Raw genomic sequence first — 17,753 nt, 5'->3', positions numbered from 1 at the left:
ACCCAGGTCGTGCCAGTCCGCCCCGACGCCGCCGTGCGCGGGGCGCCGCGGGGGCGTGCGATGAGCGCGGACGACCGCGCACGGGGGCCGGCGCCGGACGAGTCGATGGACCGGATCTGGATCCGCAACCTGCTCGACAGCGCCGACGAGGTCATCTACTTCAAGGACCTGCAGAGCCGGTTCCTGCGCGTCAGCCTGGGCATGGCCCGGCGCCATGGCCTGACCCGCGAACAGTGCTACCTGCTCACCGACTTCGACCTGTTCGCCGAGGAGCACGCGGCCGCGGCGCTCGCCGACGAGCAGCAGATCATCCGCACCGGCGAGCCGATCATCGACATCGAGGAGTGCGAGAGCTTCGTCGACGGCTCCACGCGCTGGGTCTCGACCAGCAAGTTCCCGCTGCGCGACCTCGACGGCCGCATCATCGGTACCTTCGGCATCTCGCGCGACATCACCCGGCGCGTGGTCGCCGAACAGGCGATGGAGCGGCTGGCCGAGCGCTCGGCCGCGGCCAGCGCCGAGCTGGCGCGGGTGGAGGCGCAGCTGCGCGCGGTGCTCAACGGCTCATCCGACGCCATCGCCCAGTACTCGCCCGACCTGCGCTACCGCTACGTCAACCCGGCCGGCGAGCGCCTGCGCGGCATGGCCCTGGAAGACCTGATCGGCCGCACCGACCGCGAAATCGTGCCCGACATCCCGGGCCTCGACGCGTGGGAGTCCGCGCTGCGCGAAGTGCTGTCCACCGGCGCGCCGCGCGAGCACGAGTTCTCGCTGGTGCTGCACGACGGCCGCGAGGGCTGGTTCCATACCACGATGTCGCCCGAGACCGACGTCTCCGGCGCGGTGGTCGGGGTGCTGACCTCCACCCGCGACGTCACCCAGGCCAAGCTCGCCGAACGCGCGCTCGCCCACCAGGCCATGCACGACCCGGTGACCGGGCTCGCGAACCGCTACCTGCTGATGGACCGCCTCGGCCAGGCGATGCTGCGCCTGGAGCGCCATTCCGGCCGGGTGGCGCTGGTGTTCATCGACCTCGACCACTTCAAGACCATCAACGACTCGTACGGGCACGAGGTCGGCGACGAGGTGCTGGTGGAGCTCGCGCGCCGCCTGTCGTCGGTCGGCCGCCGCGAGGACACCGTCGCGCGCCTCGGCGGGGACGAGTTCGTGATGCTGTGCGAGAACATCGCCGGCGATGCCGACCTGCACGACCTCGCCGCGCGGGTGGTGGCGACGCTTTCCGAACCGTTCGCGGTCGGCAACGGCCTGCAGCTGGCGCTGTCGGCCAGCGTCGGCGTGTCGGTCACCAGCGATCCGCACGCGCGCCCCGCCGACCTGCTGCGCGACGCGGACACCGCGATGTACCGGGTCAAGCAGCACGGCCGCAACGGCTACCACCTGTTCGACGACAGCGCCGACCGCGAGAACGACGACCACCTGCAGCTGGCCGCCGAACTGCAGCACGCCGTCGAGCGCGGCCAGCTCACGCTCGCCTACCAGCCGTTGCTGTCGCTGTCGGACCAGCGCCTGCTCGGCTTCGAGGCGCTGCTGCGCTGGCGCCATCCCAGCCGCGGCACGCTGCTGCCGGCCGAGTTCCTGCCCACGGCGGAGCGCGCGGGGCTGATGGGCCAGATCGGCGCCTGGGTGCTCGACGCGGCCTGCGCCCGGCTCGCGGCATGGACGCGGCATGCGCCGCGCGACGACGCGCCGCTGAGCATGGCGGTGAACGTCTCCGGCAGCCAGCTGCGCTCGGGCGGCTTCGTCGACCAGGTCCGCGGCGCCCTGGCCGCGCACGGCATCGCGCCGTCGGCGCTGCGGCTGGAGATCGGCGAGCGCGAGCTGATCCACGACGACCCGCGCATCGAATCCACCCTCTCGGCCCTGGGCGCGATGGGGGTGCAGCTGGTCGTCGACGACTTCGGCGCCTCGGTCACCTCGCTGGCGCGGCTGCCGCGGATCCCGGTGAGCGTGGTCAAGCTGGCCCGCTTCGCCGACCTCGGCCAGCGCGAGGTGGTGGCGGCGGTGATCGCCACCGCGCACGGCCTGGGCATGAGCGTGGTCGGCGGCGGAATCGAGGACGCCGAGCAGCTGGCCCAGCTCAGCGCCCTGTCCTGCGACGACGGCCAGGGCTTCCTGCTCGGCCGCCCGCTGGACGAGGCCGGCGCCGAACGCCTGCTGCACGGCGCGCGCGCCGTCCCCACGTAGCGGGCCCGGGCGCGACCACCGCCGGCGGGGCGGGCTAACATGGCCGGTCCCCACGCGCAGGTCGTCGCATGAAGATCGCCTCCTGGAACGTCAACTCGCTCAACGTGCGCCTGCCGCACCTCGAACGCTGGCTGCGCGAGGCGCAACCCGACGTGGTCGGCCTGCAGGAGACCAAGCTCGACGACGAACGCTTTCCCGATGCGGCGCTGGCCGCGCTCGGCTACCGCAGCGTGTTCCATGGGCAGAAGACCTACAACGGCGTCGCGATCCTGGCCCGCGACCGCGCGATCACGGACGTGCAGGCGGGCATTCCCGGGTTCGCGGACGACCAGCGGCGGGCGATCGCCGCCACCGTCGACGGCGTGCGCATCGTCAACCTGTACGTGGTCAACGGCCAGGACGTGGGCACGGACAAGTACGCCTACAAGCTGCGCTGGCTCGACGCCGTGCACGGCTGGCTGGCGCAGGAACTGCAGCGCCACCCGCGCCTGGTGGTGCTGGGCGACTTCAACATCGCGCCCGAGGACCGCGACGTCCACGATCCCGCGATCTGGAACGACGACCACATCCTGACCTCGACCGCCGAACGCGCGGCGCTGCGCCGGCTGCTGGCGCTCGGCCTGCACGACGGCTTCCGCCTGCACCACGAGGAAGCGGGCATCTTCAGCTGGTGGGACTACCGCCAGGCCGCGTTCCGCCGCAACCTGGGCCTGCGCATCGACCTCACCCTGGTCTCCGACGCGCTGCGCGGCGACGCCGCGGAGTCCGGCATCGACCGCGAGCCGCGCACCTGGGAGCGCCCCAGCGACCACGCGCCGGCGTGGGTCGTGCTGGGGCGCTGACGCGGCCTAGTCGACCGACGCCTCCGGCCGGGCCGCCTCGGGCGCCATGCGCTGGAAGCAGTGGCGGCCCGCGGGATGGCGCCAGCCTTCGTCCTGGCGCAGGCTGGTGGTGCCGTCGCGGGTGTCGGTCGCGAACACGGCGCACAGCCGGTAGCGACGGCCCTCGCCCGGTTCGTACTGGTACGGCGTGGTGCCGAGCGGATCGACCAGCGACAGCCTGCGGCCGGTCTCGTCGCCGAGCGTTTCGAGCGCCGGCGGCAGCCGGCCTTCGCGCCGCGCGTACTCGTCGATCGCGGCCTCCAGCTGGCGCAGGTGGTCCACCCGGCGTTCGTCCAGCCGCGCCTGGCGCTGCGCCGGCGGCGTGCCGATCACCGCGATCGCCGCCACCACCGAGGCCAGCACCGCGACCGCCGCGGCCGTCACCAGCGCGCGGCCGATGCCGCGGCTGTCGCGGCCGGACTCGTCGCGGCGCAGGTCGGACAGGTAGTAGCCGAACACCGCGCCGGCGATCGCGCCCACCACCAGCACCTTGAGCAGGAAGCGCAGGCTGGCCTCGCCGCCGAGGACGTTGTAGACCAGCGCCACCAGGTCGCCGATCAGCACCGCGGCGGCGATGAACAGGGTGAGGTAGGTCAGCCAGCGCCGCACCGGCGACAGGCGCCTCACCGGATCGCGCGCGAGATCGCCGCCGATGCGCCGCGCCAGCCAGGCGAACAGCGGGAACGCGACCACCAGCGCCGCGATCGACCAGCGCATCGAGGGGCCCAGTCGCACCACGCGATAGGCCGGGTCGGCCGCGTCGGGCAGGACGTGGTTGACGAGGTCGAACAGCAGGCTGCCCAGGTGCCAGGCCGACAGGTACAGGGTGGCGAACAGGAGCAGGTATTCGAACGCCTCGCGCGCCGACAGCTGCGGGCGTGGTCGCGGCACCGGCACGGGACTGTCGACGTCGGCGTACTCGGCCAGCGCGGCCCGCACCTGGGCCGGGCTCCAGCCGGCCTCGGCGAGCACCGATTCCACCTGCGGCCGCGGCATGCCGGCGGCCAGCGCGTCGCGCACGAAGCGCTCGAGTTCCTGCGGGACTGCCATGCGCGTCTCCCGATGCGAAAAGGCCGGTGGCCACCCTGCGGGGCGGCCACCGGCCTGGTCAAGTGCGCTGGCGCAAGTCGCGCGCTGCGCTACCGCGCGGGCAGGATCAGTCCCTGTGCTCGCCGATGACGCGGCCGTCCTCCGGATCCAGGCGCAGCTCGACCTTCCGGCCGGAAGCGTCGCGGGCCTCGGCCTTCCACACGCCGTCGTCGAATTCGACGTCGTGCACGTCGCCGTAGCCGGCAGTGGCGAGGCGGGCCTCGATGTCGTCCTTGCCGAGCCTGGAGACCTGGTGGTCGGGATAGACCTTGCCGGTGCGCGGATCGATCGACAGGTCCACGCTGCGGCCGTCGGCGCTGCGCGCGTCGGCGGTCCAGACACCGTCGTCGAACTCGACGTCGTGGACGTTGGTGTAGCCCTCGGCTTCGATCTTCGCGCGGACCTCGGCCCCGGTCAGGGCCTTGTCGGCGTCCTGGGCCAGTGCGGTGCCGGCGGCGGCCGCCACGGCCATGGCCAGCCAGGCCTTGCGGAAACGGATCGGACGTCGCATTGCATGTACTCCTCGCAGGGGGAAGGCGCATGCTCGCGGGGACGCGGGCAAGCCGTCGTGAACCCGCGTGCGCGGCCGCCATCCGGTTCACGTGGCGGCGGGGATCGCGAAGGACGCGCGGGCGCCGCGCCATCCCTGCGGCGACGGATGCGGCGGCCGCGATGCCGGGCCGCCGCGGCCGTACCCGACGCCTGGGGCAGGCGCGAACCCGGCCGGCGCCCGGGGATCGCGCGACGGCTCGAGCGTCACCTTCCTGCGCGGGCGCGGGGACGAAGCGGAGGATGCCCGGCGCCTGGACGCCGGCGAAAAAAAGCCCGGCCAAGGCCGGGCACCGTATGCAGCAAGAGAGAGAGAACTGTGCGTCAGCGAACGCTGCCGCGGCGGAACAGGTTGACGATCGCGAGCAGGATCACCGCGCCGATCAGCGACACGATGAAGCTCATCACGGTGATGCCGTCGTTGATCGAGCCCGCGCCCAGCAACGGCCCGATCAGCCAGCCGCCGATCAGCGCGCCGACGATGCCGACCACGATGTTGAGGATGATGCCCTGCTGCGCGTCGCGCTTCATGATGATGCTGGCAAGCCAGCCCACGATGCCGCCGACGATCAGCCAGATGATGATGCCCATGAGTGCTGCCTCCTGATCAGTGAAGTCCGCCCGCCGCTGGCTGCGTGCGGAGTGGACTTCATGCTGGCAGCCCGATCGTGACGGCGGCGTCAGCGCGACGCGTCGTCCTCGCCGCACTGCAACAGGCGCAGCAGCGCGGTGCGCGGCAGCTTGCCGGTGTCGTTGCGCGGCAACGCGCGCACCCGCCGCAGCGGCCGCGGCAGGAACACCGGGTCGATGCTGCGGCGCAAGGCCTCGCGCACAGCCGCCTCGCCGAGGGTGTCGCTGGCGTACACGGCGGCGATGCGGCGCACGCCGGCGCGCTCGTCGTCGAGCTGGAACACCGCGCCGTCCTCCACGCCCGGCACCTCGAGCAGGCGCCGGGTCAGGTCGGCCAGCGACGCGCGCTTGCCGGCGATCTCGAGCAGGTCGACCTGGCGGCCGCGCAGCTCGAAGCGGCCTTCGCCCAGCAGTTCGACCACGTCGGCGAGCAGCACCGGCGCGGGCAGCCCCGGCACGGTGACCAGGGTGCCGTCGGGCCGCGGCTCCAGCCGCACGCCGGGAAACAGGCGCCAGGCCTCGCCCGCGGCCGCGCGGCGGCTGGCGATGATGCAGGTCTCGGTGGAGCCGAAGGTTTCGCGCACCTCGCAGCCGCAGCATGCCTCGGCTTCGGCCGCCAGCGCCTGCGGCAGCGGCGCGGTCGCGCTCACGATCCCCGCCATCGGCGGCAGCGCCACGCCCGAGCCGACCAGCGCGCGCAGGTGCACCGGGGTGGTCACCAGCAGCCGCGGCGCGGCGGCCTCGTGCAGGGCGCGGGCGATGTCCTCGGGAAAGAACGGGCGCCCGCGGTGCACCGCCACCGGCCCGAGCAGCGGCAGCACCACCGACATCTCGATCCCGTACATGTGCTGCGGCGGCACCGTCGCCACCACCTGCGGTTGCATGCCCGCCGGCCACAGGCTCTCGAGCGCGGCCAGGTTGCGCGCGGTGCTGGCGCGCAGCGCGCCCAGCGTCTTGGCGTGCGGCATCGGCGTACCGGTGCTGCCGGAGGTGAAGCCGATCGCGACCACCGCTTCGTCGGGCACCCGCAGTGGCGGACCGTCGAGCCAGGGCAGCCGCTGCGGCAGGTGCACGAAGTGGCTCCCGCTCGGCAGCAGTCCCGCGTCGCAGCCGCAGGCCTCGCCGTCGCCGATGCAGTAGCTGTCGGGATGGCGCGCGCGCACCTCGTCGATCGCGGCCCGGGTCCGGGTCGGCGGCAGCAGGTTCACCTGCCCGCGCACGGCCACCGCGCAGAACGCGACCAGGAACCGGTAACGGTCCTCGCACAGGTTCACCGCGAAGCCGGCGCGCGGCAGCCGCGCCGCCAGCGCGCGCACGTGCCCGGCGAACGCGGCGGCGCTGACCACATGCGCGCCGTCGAATGCAAAGGCCCGCGCGCCATCGCCCGTCGGCAGCGGCGATGGCGCGTGCATGGGTGCGGTGTGGTGCCCGATCGCCGCCGACATTCTTCTCCGCGCAGTTCACGCCGTCCGGCCGCTAGCTTACGCTGGCCGGCCCATGGAGACCGAGTCCGGCCCGCCGATGCCCCACCCGCCCGACAGCCTCGACCTGGGCGCGGTGCGCTGCGCCTGGGGCCCGTACCGGCGCGGCGAGCGGGCCGAACCGCAGGCCCGGCGCTGGCTGGCGGCGCAGCTGGCGGTGGACGAGGAGGCGCTCGGGCTCTGGCGCGATGCCCGCGGCCGCCCACACCTGGGGCCCGCCCACGCCGGCCTGGACGCGAACTGGAGCCACAGCGGCGAACGCCTGCTGGTGGCGCTGGCGCGCGGCGCCCGGGTGGGCGCGGACATCGAGTGGCTGCGCCCGCGGCCGCGGGCGATGACCCTGGCGCGGCGCTTCTTCACCCCGCGCGAGGCGGCGCTGCTGGCGGCGCTGCCGGCGGCCGAGGCCGAAGACTGGTTCGTGCGCCTGTGGTGCGCCAAGGAGGCGGTGCTCAAGGCCCACGGCCACGGCATCGCGTTCGGCCTGGGGAAGCTCGAGTTCACCCGCGAACCGGACGGCTGGCGGCTGCACGCCTGCGACCCGGCCCTGGGCGCGCCCGGTGACTGGCGCCTGCATGCGTTCACGCCGGCGCCCGGCTACCTGGCCACCCTGGCCTGGCGGCCCTCGCCGGCGGCGGACGTCGCGCCCGGTCCTACAATGGCGCGATGACCGCATCCTCCCCCGACGCGCTGCGCGGGACCGTCGAATCCGGCCTGGCCGCGCTCGGGCTCGACGCCGCGCTGGCCGGCCCGCTGCTCGACTACCTGGCGCTGCTGCAGCGCTGGAATGCCGCCTACAACCTGACCGCGGTGCGCGATCCGCGGCAGATGGTGGTCCTGCACCTGCTCGATTCGCTGGCGATCGCGGCGCACACCGAGGGCCTGCAGCGTCTGGCCGACCTGGGCACGGGCGCCGGCCTGCCCGGCATCCCGCTGGCGATCGCGCGCCCCGACCTGCAGGTCACCCTGGTCGAGTCCAACGGCAAGAAGGCGCGCTTCCTGCGCGAAGCGGTGCGCCAGCTGGGCCTGGCCAACGCGCGGGTGGCCGAAACGCGCGCCGAGGCGCTGGATGAACCGGGTGCCCATGATGCGATCACCGCGCGCGCGCTGGCGCCGCTGGCCGAGATCCTGGCCGTGGGCGGGCACCTGGTCCGCCCGGGCGGCCGGCTGCTGGCGATGAAGGGCCAGCGCCCGGACACCGAACTGGCCGCGCTGCCGGCCGGCTGGCGCCTGGAGGGCGTGCACCGGCTGGACGTGCCCGGGCTGGCCGCCGAGCGCCACCTGGTGGTGGTCGAACGCCTGTCCTGAAGCCGCGCGGCGGCGCGCCGGCCGCGGCCGCGGGCGGCCGGCCGCGGCGTGGTCCACGGGCCGCGGACGACGCGGGGGCGCCGGGCGCGGCATAATCCCCCGTCCGGGCCGCCCTTCGCGGCCGATCCCCGCCGCAACCGAGGCACCCGGACCCCATGGCCCGCATCATCGCCATTGCCAACCAGAAGGGCGGAGTCGGCAAGACCACCACCGCGGTCAACCTCGCCGCGGCGCTGGCCGCCACCCCGAAGCGGGTGCTGCTGATCGACCTCGACGCCCAGGGCAACGCGACCATGGGCAGCGGCATCGACAAGCGCGACCTGCACGCCTCGACCTGCGACGTGCTGCTCGAGGAGCTGCACGCCGAGGACGTGATCGTGGAGACCGCCGAGGGCTACGACCTGCTGCCGGCGAACACCGACCTGACCGCGGCCGAGATCGAGCTGATGGACGAGGAGGGCCGCGAGCAGCGGCTCAAGCGCGCGCTCGAACCGCTGCGCCCGCGCTACGACTTCATCATCATCGACTGCCCGCCGGCGCTGTCGTTGCTGACCCTCAACGCACTGACCGCGGCCGATTCGGTGATCGTGCCGATGCAGTGCGAGTACTACGCGCTTGAGGGCCTGAGCGCGCTGCTCGAGACGATCGAGGCGCTCCGGGCACGGCTCAACCCGGCGCTGGAGATCGAGGGCGTGCTGCGGACCATGTTCGACGTGCGCAACAACCTGGCCAACGCGGTTTCGGCCGAGCTGGTGCAACACTTCGGCGACAAGGTGTTCCGTACCATCGTGCCGCGCAACGTGCGCCTGGCCGAAGCGCCCAGCCACGGCCAGAGCATCATCGGCTACGACCGCGGCTCGCGCGGCGGCATCGCCTACCTCGGCCTGGCCGGCGAGGTGCTGCGCCACCAGCGCGAGCGCGAACAGGCCGCGCGCCAGGCGCGGCCCGACACCCCACACGAAACGGAGACCCCGGCATGAGCACCGCCAAGCCAGCGTCCACCAAGCCCGCGCCCGCCCGCAAGCGCGGCCTCGGCCGTGGCCTGGAGGCCCTGCTCGGCCCCAAGGGCGCGGCCCAGGCGCCGAAGCTCGAACCCGAGCCCGGCGAGGCGCTGCGCAACCTGCCGGTCGACGCGCTGCGCCCGGGCAAGTACCAGCCGCGCAAGCACTGGGACGGCGAACGCCTGGACGAGCTGGCCGAATCGATCCGTGCCCAGGGCGTGATCCAGCCGATCGTGGTCCGCGCGCTGGCCGACCGCACCTACGAGATCATCGCCGGCGAGCGCCGCTGGCGCGCCTCCAAGCTGGCCGGCCTGGCCGAGATCCCGGCGGTGGTGCGCGAGGTCGACGACCGCACCGTGGTGGCAATGGCGCTGATCGAGAACATCCAGCGCGAGGACCTCAACCCGCTGGAGGAGGCGCAGGCGCTGCAGCGCCTGATCGACGAGTTCGACCTCACCCACGCCGCCGCCGCCGAGGCCGTCGGCCGCTCGCGCGCGGCGGTCTCCAACCTGCTGCGGCTGCTGGAGCTGCCGCCGGCGATCCGCGCCCTGGTCGAGGAACGCAAGCTGGAGATGGGCCATGCCCGCGCCCTGCTGACCCTCTCGCCCGATCTCGCCGCGAAGCTGGCGAAGGAAGCCGCGGAGCAGGGCTGGTCGGTGCGCGAGGTCGAGCACCGCGCGGCGCAGTTCGCGGCGGGCAAGGTGCCGGCCGGCGGTCGCCGCAAGCCGGCGCCCAGGGGCGCGGCCGCGCCCGACATCACCCGGCTCGAGAACGAACTGTCCGAGATCCTGGGCGCCAGGGTCAGCATCCAGAACGGCCGCGGCAACAAGGGCAAGCTGGTGATCCACTACGCCGGCCTCGACGCGCTCGACGGGGTGCTGGAACGCCTGCGCGGCAAGTGAGCGCACGCGCGTCCGGACGGGCGCGACGCGCCGCACCGGCCGTTCCGGCTGCAGGCGCGGCTGCGGCCGCGAACCGGCCTCCGGACCCGGGATCCCGGGCAGTGGGGTCGCGGCTGAAGCCGCTCCTGCGGGGCGGGTTCCCCGCCGGCGCGCCGGCAGCCTGGCCCGCCCCCGCCGCCATCATCGGCCGGCCATGCGGCGTGGCCGATACTGTGCCCGCATGAGCACCTGGCGCCTGCAATCGGTCTTCGAGCCGTCGTCGATCGCGATCGTCGGCGGCAGCCCGCGCGAACGCTCGGCCGGGCGCGCGGTGATGCGCAACCTGCGCCAGGGCGGCTACGGCGGGAAGATCGGCTGGGTCAGCCCGCGCCACCGCCGGATCGACGGCATCGCCACCGTGCGCCGGCTCGCCGACCTGGGCTGGGTGCCGGACCTGGCCGTGATCACCGCGCCGGCCCACCTGGTGCCGGGCCTGGTGGCGGAAGCCGCGCAGCTGGGGGTGGGCGCGGCGCTGCTGCTCAGCGCCCACCTGGGACCGGGCCGCGACGCCTTCCACGACGCGATCCGCGACGCCGCGCGCCCGCACGGCATGCGCATCGTCGGCCCGCACTGCCTGGGCATCGTCTCGGCCCACGCCGGGATCAACGCCAGCATCGCCGCACGCGCGCCGCAGCCGGGCGACCTGGCGCTGGTGTCGGAGTCGAGCGCGATCGCGGCCGCGCTGGTGGAGTGGGGCGTGTCGCGCGCGATCGGCTTCTCCAAGGTGGTCTCGCTCGGCGACGCGCTCGACGTGGACTTCGCCGACCTGCTCGACTACCTGGCCACCGACCGCCATACCCGCGCGATCCTGATGTACGTCGAGCGGGTGGCCGACGCGCGCAAGTTCATGTCCGCCGCGCGCGCGGCCGCGCGCGCCAAGCCAGTGGTGCTGGTGCGCGCCGCGCGGCCGCAGCCGGCGGCGAGCATCACCGAGATCGGCCTGCGCGCGCTGGCGCCCGCCGACGCGGTGCACGCGGCCGCGTTCCAGCGCGCCGGCCTGCTCCAGGTCGAGGCCCTGGACGAACTGTTCGCTGCCGCGCAGACGCTTTCCACGGTGCGCACCTTCCCCGGCCGCCGGCTGGCGATCCTGGGCAACGGCGGCGGCGTGGGGCTGCTGGCCGCGCAGCAGCTGGCCAGGCTCGGCGGCACGCTCGCCACGCTGGCGCCGCAGACGGTGGCCGCGCTCGACGCGGTGCTGCCGGGCGGCTGGTCGCACGACAACCCGGTGGACCTGGTGGTCGACGCCGACGGCGAGCGTTACGGCGCCGCGGTCGAGGCGCTGCTGCAGGACCCGGACAGCGACGCGCTGCTGGTGGTGAACGTGCCGACCGCGTTCACCTCGCCACTGGACGCGGCCAGGGCGCTGTCGGGCGCGCTCCAACGCCGCCCGCCGCGCGCCGCGCGCAAGCCGGTATTCGCGGTCTGGCTGGCCGACGACGACCAGGCCCTGGCCGAGCTGCACCGCGCCGGCGTGCCCGCGTACGCCACCGAGACCGAAGCCGTGAACGGCTTCATGCACCTGGTGCGCTACCGCGAGGCGCAGCAGGCGCTGATGGAAACCCCGCCCAGCCTGCCGGCCGACTTCGCGGTGGACGCCGACGGTGCGCGCGCGCTGGTGCGCGAGGCGCTGGCGCGCGGCGACGTGCAGCTCGACCCGCAGGCGACCGCGCGGATCCTGGCCTGCTACGGGATCGAACTGGAGGCGCCGCTGGCCGCGGCCGACCCCGGGGCCGCGGTCGAGGCGGCGCGGCCGCTGCTGGCGGCCGGGCGCACCGTCGCGGTCAAGATCGACTCGCCTGACATCGCCCACAAGACCGTGGTCGACGGCGTGCGCCTGAACCGCGGCAGCGAGCAGTCGGTGCGCGACGCCGCCGAAGAGGTGCTGCGGCTGGCGCGCGAGCGCCGCCCCGACGCGCGCATCCGCGGAGTGACCGTGCAGGCGATGGTCGAGCGGCCGCACGCGCGCGAGCTGATCGCGGCGATCGCCGATGACCCGGTGTTCGGCCCGGTGATCGTGTTCGGCCGCGGCGGCGTCGCGGTGCGGGTGGTCGACGACCTGGCCGTGGCCCTGCCACCGCTGGACCTGCGCCTGGCCCACGAGCTGATCGGCCGCACCCGGGTCTCGCGCCGGCTCAAGGCCCACCGCGGCGAGCGCGCGGCCGACGAGCGCGCGATCGCGCTGACCCTGGTGAAGCTGGCCCAGCTGGCGGCCGACGTGCCCGAGATCCGGCAGCTGAGCCTGAACCCGATGCTGTCCGACGCCGACGGGGTGGTGGTGGTCGACGCCCGGATCCTGGTCGGCCCGGTCCAGGCCCTGCACCGCGGCCGTGGCCACCCGCGCTTCGCGATCTTCCCCTACCCGAGCGAGCTCGAGCGCCACATCACCCTGGCCGACGGCACCCGCGCCTTCGTGCGCCCGGTGCGGCCCGAGGACGAGGCCCTGTTCCGCGAGTTCTTCAGCCACGTCACCGACGAGGACCTGCGCCTGCGTTTCTTCCAGTCGGTGCGCCACTTCAGCCACGAGTTCATCGCCCGGCTGACCCAGATGGACTACGCGCGCTCGATCGCGCTGGCGGCGATCGACGCCGACGGCGCCATGCTCGGCGCGGTGCGCCTGCACGCCGACGCCAACTACGAAGCCGGCGAGTACGGGATCCTGGTCCGCTCCGACCTCAAGGGCCGCGGCCTGGGCTGGCAGCTGATGTCGATCATGATCGAGGCCGCCGGCTGGATGGGGCTGCGCGAGGTCGAGGGCCAGGTACTGCGCCAGAACCGGGGCATGCTGGCCATGTGCGAGCAGCTGGGGTTCCGGATCACCCCGGACCCGGACGAGCCGGGGCTGATGGTGGTGCGGCTGCCGGTCCCCGCCCCGGGGACGCCGCCCGGCGGCGCCCCCGGCTGAACCCGGCCGGCCGGGGCCGGACTTGTCCACAGGCCGCCTGGCGGGCATAATTGCCGGCTCGCTGTGCCCAGGCCCCTTGCGCCCCGGGCGCCGGAGCGGCCGGGAACGCGATCCCCCCGCCCCCATGCAGCGACCCTGTCCCGCATTGCGTGGCAGGCGCGGCCCCCCGGGGCCGGCGCCCGCCGGGGCCGCCGCCTCCCTGGCCAAGGGGGGCACCATGACACTTTCGAGGTGTGCAATGTCCCGAGTCTGCCAAGTCACCGGCAAGCGTACGACGACCGGCAACAACGTCTCGCACGCGATGAACAAAACCCGCCGCCGCTTCATGCCGAACCTGCACGAGCGCCGGTTCTGGGTCGCCAGCGAGAACCGCTGGGTGAAGCTGCGCGTTTCCACGGCTGCGCTGCGCACCATCGACAAGAACGGCATCGATGCCGTCCTGGCCGAGCTGCGCAAGCGCGGCGAGAAGGTCTGAGGAGCAGGACGTCATGGCATCCAAGCGCGACAAGATCCGTCTGATTTCGTCGGCCAACACCGGCCACTTCTACACCACGGACAAGAACAAGAAGAACACCCCCGGCAAGATGGAGATCAAGAAGTACGATCCCGTCGTCCGCAAGCACGTGATCTACAAGGAAGGCAAGATCAAGTGACCTGACCGCCACGCGACAGCGTGGCTGCCGAGGAATCCCCGGCGCGAGCCGGGGCCGCGAAACCCGCCGCAAGGCGGGTTTTTGCGTTGTGGGGCCGCGCCGGGCGCGGCGGACGGGTCCCGCGGCGACGGCGGGCCCCCACCCCAACCCTCCCCCGCACGCGGGGGAGGGGGCATTCCGCGGCTGCGCGGTGGTGTGGGAGCACCGCCGGGACGCGGGAAGGGCGCGGAGCCCTGCGACCCGCGCAAGAGCCGCGACCCCCCCGCACACGGGGCAGGCGGGACATTCCGCGGCTGCGCGGTGGTGTGGGAGCACGGCCGGAACGCGGGAAGCGCGCGGAGACCTGCGACCCGCGCAAGAGCCGCGTCCCCTCCCCCGCGCGCGGGGGAGGGGGGACCGCCGGGCCACGCCGGCCTCGTCCAGCACCTCCCCTCCCCCGCGCGCGGGGGAGGGGGACATTCCGCGACTGTGCGGTGGTGTGGGAGCACGGCCGGAACGCGGGAAGGGCGCGCGGAGACCTGCAATCCGCGCAATAGCCGTGCCCCCTCCCCCGCATGCGGGGGAGGGTCGGGGTGGGGGCGGCCCGCGCCGCCGCCGCGACCGGCCGCGTTACACTCCGGGGCGCACCGATCGGGGGAGGGTTGGATGCTGCCGGGCTGGGTCCTGCTGCTGGTGTCGGTCGGTTATGCCGCGCTGCTGTTCGCGGTGGCGTGGATCGGCGACCGCTACCCACTGTATCCGCAGCGGCCGTGGCTGCGCCCGCTGGTCTACAGCCTGGCGCTGGCGGTGTACTGCTCGTCCTGGACCTTCTACGGCGCGGTCGGCACCGCGGTGCGCTCGGGCATCGGCTACCTGCCGATCTACCTCGGTCCGCTGCTGCTGCTGCTGTTCGGCTGGCGCATCCTCGAGCGCATGGCGCGGGTCGCCCAGGCCCAGAACACGGTCTCGATCGCCGACTTCATCGCCTCGCGCTACGGCCGCTCGCAGCCGCTGGCCGCGCTGGTCGCCACCATCGCCCTGATCGCGGCGGTTCCCTACCTGGCCCTGCAGTACAAGGCGGTGGCGATCAGCCTCGGGGTGCTCGGCGGCCAGGGCACCTCCGGGCGCGTGCTCGGCGACCCGGCGCTGTACGTGGCCGCGCTGATGGCGCTGTTCGCGATCCTGTTCGGCACCCGCCAGGTCGATGCCACCGAGCACCGCCCGGGCATGATGCTGGCGGTGGCGCTGGAGTCGCTGGTGAAGCTGGTCGCGCTGGTCGCGGTCGGGCTGTTCGCCTCCGGCTGGCTCGGCGCGCGCGACCTGGACTACGTCGCCGCCACCCGCTCGCTGCTCGAGGTCGGCCCGCCGGTGGGCTTCGTGGCCCAGACCCTGCTGGCGTTCCTGGCGATCTTCTGCCTGCCCCGCCAGTTCCACGTCGCGATCGTCGAATGCGGCAACGTCGACGACGTGCGCCGCGCGCGGCTGATGTTCGGCGCCTACCTGGTGGTGGTGACGCTGATGGTGGTGCCGATCGCCAGCGCCGGCATCCACCTGTTCGGCCAGGGCTCGGGCGTGGCCCCGGACAGCTTCGTGCTGGCCCTGCCGCTGGCCGAGCACCGCGACACCCTGGCCCTGCTGGCCTACGTCGGCGGCTTCTCCGCCGCCACCGGCATGGTGATCGTGGCCAGCGTGGCGCTGGCGACCATGGTCAGCAACGACCTGGTGATGCCGCTGCTGCTGCGCCGCGGCTGGGCCAGCCGCGGGGGCGGCGACGTCGCCTCGCTGGTGCTGTGGATCCGGCGCGTGGCGATCGTGTTCATCGCCGGCCTCGCCTGGGGCTACTACCGCGCCAGCGGCAGCGACACCTCGCTGGCCTCGTTCGGCCTCATGGCCTTCGTCGCCGTGGCCCAGTTCGCGCCGGCGCTGATCGGCGGCCTGTACTGGCACGGGGCCAGCCGCCGCGGCGCCGAGGTCGGCCTGCTGATCGGGTTCGCGGTCTGGGTCTACACGCTGCTGCTGCCGACCCTGACCGACGCCGGCTGGTTCGATCCGGCCTGGGTGCGCGACGGCCCGTTCGGCATCCACTGGCTGCGCCCGCGCCAGCTGTTCGGGCTGTGGGGCTGGGACCCGCTGACCCACGGCACGTTCTGGTCGCTGCTGATGAACGTCGGCGCGCTGCTGCTGGTCTCGGCGCGCTGGCGCCCGAGCCTGGACGAGCGCCTGCGCGCGGCGCCGTTCCTCGACCCTTACGCCGAGCGCAGCCCGCTCGCCGCCGGCGAGTGGAAGGCGTCGGTCGCCATCGGCGACCTGCTCACCCTCGCGGTGCGCATCGTCGGCGAACGCACCGCGCAGCGCGCGTTCAGCCAGTACGCGCGCGAGCAGGGCGTGGAGCTGCAGCCGCAGGCGCGCGCCGACCGCAAGTGGGTCCAGTTCACCGAGCGCCTGCTGGCGGCGGCGGTGGGCGCGGCCTCGGCGCGGCTGGTGCTCACCAGCGTGCTCAAGGGCTCGGGCATGGAGGTCGGCGAGGTCGTGGCCGTGCTCGACGAGGCCGGCCAGGAGCTGCGCTTCAACCGCGAGATCCTGTCCAACACCCTGGAGAACATCGACCAGGGCGTGAGCGTGGTCGACTCCGACATGTGCCTGGTGGCGTGGAACCGCCGCTACCAGCAGCTGTTCGACTACCCCGACGGCATGCTCTACGTCGGCCGGCCGGTGGCCGACCTGATCCGCTACAACGCCCAGCGCGGCGAGCTCGGGCCGCTGGGGCCGGAGGAGATCGAACTCGAGGTCGCCAAGCGCATCGCCTACATGCGCGCGGGCTCGCCGCACGTGAGCGAGCGCGTGCGCGCCAACGGCCAGGTGCTGGAACTGCGCGGCCAGCCGCTGCCCGGCGGCGGCTACGCCACCAGCTACAGCGACGTGACCGACTACAAGCGCGCCGAGCGCGAGCTGCGCGAGATCAACGAGTACCTCGAGCAGCGCGTGGCCGAGCGCACCCGCGAGGCGGAGATGGCGCAGGAGTCGCGCTCGCGGTTCCTGACCGCGATCAGCCACGACGTGCTGCAGCCGCTCAACGCCGCGCGCCTGTTCGCCTCGGCGCTGCGCGAAAGCCGCGACCCGAAGGAGCAGGCGCACCTGGCCGAGCGCATCGATGCGGCCCTGCGCGCGGCCGAGGAACTGCTCGACGGCCTGCTCGACGTCTCGCGCCTGGATGCCGGCAAGCTCAAGCCCGAGATCACCGACTTCGACGCCGGGGCGCTGCTGCGCGAACTGGCCGCGCAGTACGCGCCGATGGCCGCCGCGCGCAGCATCAACATCCGGGTGCACGCACCGGCGCTGGTGGTGCGCAGCGACCGCCGCCTGCTGCGCCGGGTGCTGCAGAACTTCATCGCCAACGCCCTGCGCTACACCCCGCGCGGGCGGGTGGTGCTGGCCGCGCGCCGGCGCGGCGACCAGGTCGCGCTGCAGGTCTGGGACGCCGGCCCCGGCATCCCCGAGCACCACATGCGCCAGATCTACGACGAGTTCCACCGCTTCGAGCAGCCGTTCGACTGGGACGGCCGCGGACTGGGCCTGGGCCTGTCGATCTGCCAGCGCATCTCGCGCCTGCTCGGCCACACGCTCGACGCGCGCTCGATGGTCGGCCACGGCAGCATGTTCTCGATCGTGGTGCCGCGCGGCGAGGCTTCGCGGCAGGTCCCCGAGCGCCGCGACGAGGGGCCGCGGGTGGACGTGGACCAGGCGCTGACCGGCATGACCGTGCTGTGCGTGGACAACGACCGCGACATCCTCTCGGGGATGACCGCCCTGCTCTCGCGCTGGGGCATCCGCACGGTCACCGCGCCGACCGTCGACGAGGCGCTCGAGCGCCTGTCCGAGCAGCCGGACGTGCTGCTGGTCGACTACCACCTGCACGACCGCCTGGACGGGCTCGACACCCTCGATGCCCTGCGCGAGGCCGCCGGTTCGCCGGTCCCCGGCGCACTGCTCACCGCCGACGGCAGCGACGCGCTCAAGCGCGCCGCGCGCGAACGCGGCTACCGGGTGCTGACCAAGCCGGTGAAGCCGGCCTCGCTGCGCGCGTTCCTGACCGCGCAGCGGCGCCGGGTGGACGCGGGCGCCGAGGCCTGAGCGGCG

At 74.0% G+C, this 17,753-nt stretch carries 14 protein-coding genes; 10 read left to right on the top strand and 4 right to left on the bottom strand.

Features of this window, described 5'->3' with window-relative positions; all coding sequences use genetic code 11:
• The first annotated feature begins 60 nt into the window (after nt 1-60).
• Entirely contained in the window at nt 61-2,205 is a 2,145-nt protein-coding gene (locus LUTJ29_RS0101120; protein ID WP_027070928.1) for an EAL domain-containing protein, read from the top strand.
• A 68-nt stretch (nt 2,206-2,273) separates the two neighbouring features.
• A complete protein-coding gene (gene xth / locus LUTJ29_RS0101115; protein WP_027070927.1) occupies nt 2,274-3,047 on the top strand; it encodes an exodeoxyribonuclease III in 774 nt (257 codons plus the stop codon).
• 6 nt (nt 3,048-3,053) lie between these two features.
• Here xth and LUTJ29_RS19120 read toward each other — a convergent pair whose 3' ends face one another.
• From LUTJ29_RS19120 to LUTJ29_RS0101095, 4 genes are all read right to left on the bottom strand, one after another.
• Entirely contained in the window at nt 3,054-4,136 is a 1,083-nt protein-coding gene (locus LUTJ29_RS19120) for a DUF5671 domain-containing protein (protein WP_198012643.1), read from the bottom strand.
• A gap of 106 nt (nt 4,137-4,242) precedes the next feature.
• Nucleotides 4,243-4,686 (bottom strand): PepSY domain-containing protein, encoded by a 444-nt coding sequence (locus LUTJ29_RS0101105; protein WP_232221123.1) that lies wholly within the window; start codon nt 4,684-4,686, stop codon nt 4,243-4,245.
• 362 nt (nt 4,687-5,048) lie between these two features.
• The gene (locus LUTJ29_RS0101100; RefSeq protein WP_027070925.1) at nt 5,049-5,315 is read right to left on the bottom strand and encodes a GlsB/YeaQ/YmgE family stress response membrane protein; all 267 of its coding nucleotides are present in this window, start codon (nt 5,313-5,315) and stop codon (nt 5,049-5,051) included.
• An 89-nt stretch (nt 5,316-5,404) separates the two neighbouring features.
• Nucleotides 5,405-6,766, bottom strand: a complete 1,362-nt coding sequence (locus tag LUTJ29_RS0101095; protein ID WP_027070924.1) for an AMP-binding protein — start codon at nt 6,764-6,766, stop codon at nt 5,405-5,407.
• Nucleotides 6,767-6,851: 85 nt separating this feature from the next.
• Between LUTJ29_RS0101095 and LUTJ29_RS0101090 the strand changes: the two genes are divergently transcribed.
• The 8 genes from LUTJ29_RS0101090 (at nt 6,852) to LUTJ29_RS0101055 (ending at nt 17,747) form a co-directional block, all read left to right on the top strand.
• A complete protein-coding gene (locus LUTJ29_RS0101090; RefSeq protein WP_232221122.1) occupies nt 6,852-7,502 on the top strand; it encodes a 4'-phosphopantetheinyl transferase superfamily protein in 651 nt (216 codons plus the stop codon).
• On the top strand, nt 7,499-8,140 hold the full coding sequence (rsmG, locus tag LUTJ29_RS0101085) for a 16S rRNA (guanine(527)-N(7))-methyltransferase RsmG (RefSeq protein ID WP_027070922.1): 642 nt from the start codon (nt 7,499-7,501) through the stop codon (nt 8,138-8,140). Before LUTJ29_RS0101090 ends, rsmG begins: the two co-directional genes overlap by 4 nt.
• A 155-nt stretch (nt 8,141-8,295) precedes the next feature.
• Complete coding sequence (locus LUTJ29_RS15670) at nt 8,296-9,120, top strand: AAA family ATPase (RefSeq protein WP_051322566.1); 825 nt, start codon at nt 8,296-8,298, stop codon at nt 9,118-9,120.
• On the top strand, nt 9,117-10,043 hold the full coding sequence (locus LUTJ29_RS0101075) for a ParB/RepB/Spo0J family partition protein (protein ID WP_027070921.1): 927 nt from the start codon (nt 9,117-9,119) through the stop codon (nt 10,041-10,043). The genes LUTJ29_RS15670 and LUTJ29_RS0101075 overlap by 4 nt, the downstream gene beginning before the upstream one ends.
• 220 nt (nt 10,044-10,263) lie before the next feature.
• Nucleotides 10,264-12,984, top strand: coding sequence for a bifunctional acetate--CoA ligase family protein/GNAT family N-acetyltransferase (locus LUTJ29_RS0101070; RefSeq protein WP_027070920.1), 2,721 nt, complete (start codon nt 10,264-10,266; stop codon nt 12,982-12,984).
• Nucleotides 12,985-13,222: 238 nt separating this feature from the next.
• Nucleotides 13,223-13,459, top strand: a complete 237-nt coding sequence (rpmB, locus tag LUTJ29_RS0101065) for a 50S ribosomal protein L28 (RefSeq protein ID WP_027070919.1) — start codon at nt 13,223-13,225, stop codon at nt 13,457-13,459.
• A gap of 13 nt (nt 13,460-13,472) precedes the next feature.
• A complete protein-coding gene (rpmG, locus tag LUTJ29_RS0101060; protein ID WP_027070918.1) occupies nt 13,473-13,637 on the top strand; it encodes a 50S ribosomal protein L33 in 165 nt (54 codons plus the stop codon).
• A gap of 645 nt (nt 13,638-14,282) precedes the next feature.
• Nucleotides 14,283-17,747 (top strand): PAS domain-containing hybrid sensor histidine kinase/response regulator, encoded by a 3,465-nt coding sequence (locus LUTJ29_RS0101055; protein WP_027070917.1) that lies wholly within the window; start codon nt 14,283-14,285, stop codon nt 17,745-17,747.
• Nucleotides 17,748-17,753: the final 6 nt, after the last annotated feature.

Origin of the sequence: Luteimonas sp. J29 (assembly GCF_000472505.1) — a bacterium.
In the GTDB taxonomy this organism is placed as follows: domain Bacteria; phylum Pseudomonadota; class Gammaproteobacteria; order Xanthomonadales; family Xanthomonadaceae; genus Luteimonas.
The sequence above is the reverse complement of the archived record's forward strand: the minus strand, read 5'-3'. Positions and strand labels throughout refer to the sequence as shown.

Coding starts and splice junctions, on each gene's coding strand:
- LUTJ29_RS0101120 (WP_027070928.1), top strand. CDS start 61: ATGAGCGCGGACGACCGCGCACGGGGGCCGGCGCCGGACGAGTCGATG.
- xth (WP_027070927.1), top strand. CDS start 2,274: ATGAAGATCGCCTCCTGGAACGTCAACTCGCTCAACGTGCGCCTGCCG.
- LUTJ29_RS19120 (WP_198012643.1), bottom strand. CDS start 4,136: ATGGCAGTCCCGCAGGAACTCGAGCGCTTCGTGCGCGACGCGCTGGCC.
- LUTJ29_RS0101105 (WP_232221123.1), bottom strand. CDS start 4,686: ATGCGACGTCCGATCCGTTTCCGCAAGGCCTGGCTGGCCATGGCCGTG.
- LUTJ29_RS0101100 (WP_027070925.1), bottom strand. CDS start 5,315: ATGGGCATCATCATCTGGCTGATCGTCGGCGGCATCGTGGGCTGGCTT.
- LUTJ29_RS0101095 (WP_027070924.1), bottom strand. CDS start 6,766: ATGCACGCGCCATCGCCGCTGCCGACGGGCGATGGCGCGCGGGCCTTT.
- LUTJ29_RS0101090 (WP_232221122.1), top strand. CDS start 6,852: ATGGAGACCGAGTCCGGCCCGCCGATGCCCCACCCGCCCGACAGCCTC.
- rsmG (WP_027070922.1), top strand. CDS start 7,499: ATGACCGCATCCTCCCCCGACGCGCTGCGCGGGACCGTCGAATCCGGC.
- LUTJ29_RS15670 (WP_051322566.1), top strand. CDS start 8,296: ATGGCCCGCATCATCGCCATTGCCAACCAGAAGGGCGGAGTCGGCAAG.
- LUTJ29_RS0101075 (WP_027070921.1), top strand. CDS start 9,117: ATGAGCACCGCCAAGCCAGCGTCCACCAAGCCCGCGCCCGCCCGCAAG.
- LUTJ29_RS0101070 (WP_027070920.1), top strand. CDS start 10,264: ATGAGCACCTGGCGCCTGCAATCGGTCTTCGAGCCGTCGTCGATCGCG.
- rpmB (WP_027070919.1), top strand. CDS start 13,223: ATGTCCCGAGTCTGCCAAGTCACCGGCAAGCGTACGACGACCGGCAAC.
- rpmG (WP_027070918.1), top strand. CDS start 13,473: ATGGCATCCAAGCGCGACAAGATCCGTCTGATTTCGTCGGCCAACACC.
- LUTJ29_RS0101055 (WP_027070917.1), top strand. CDS start 14,283: ATGCTGCCGGGCTGGGTCCTGCTGCTGGTGTCGGTCGGTTATGCCGCG.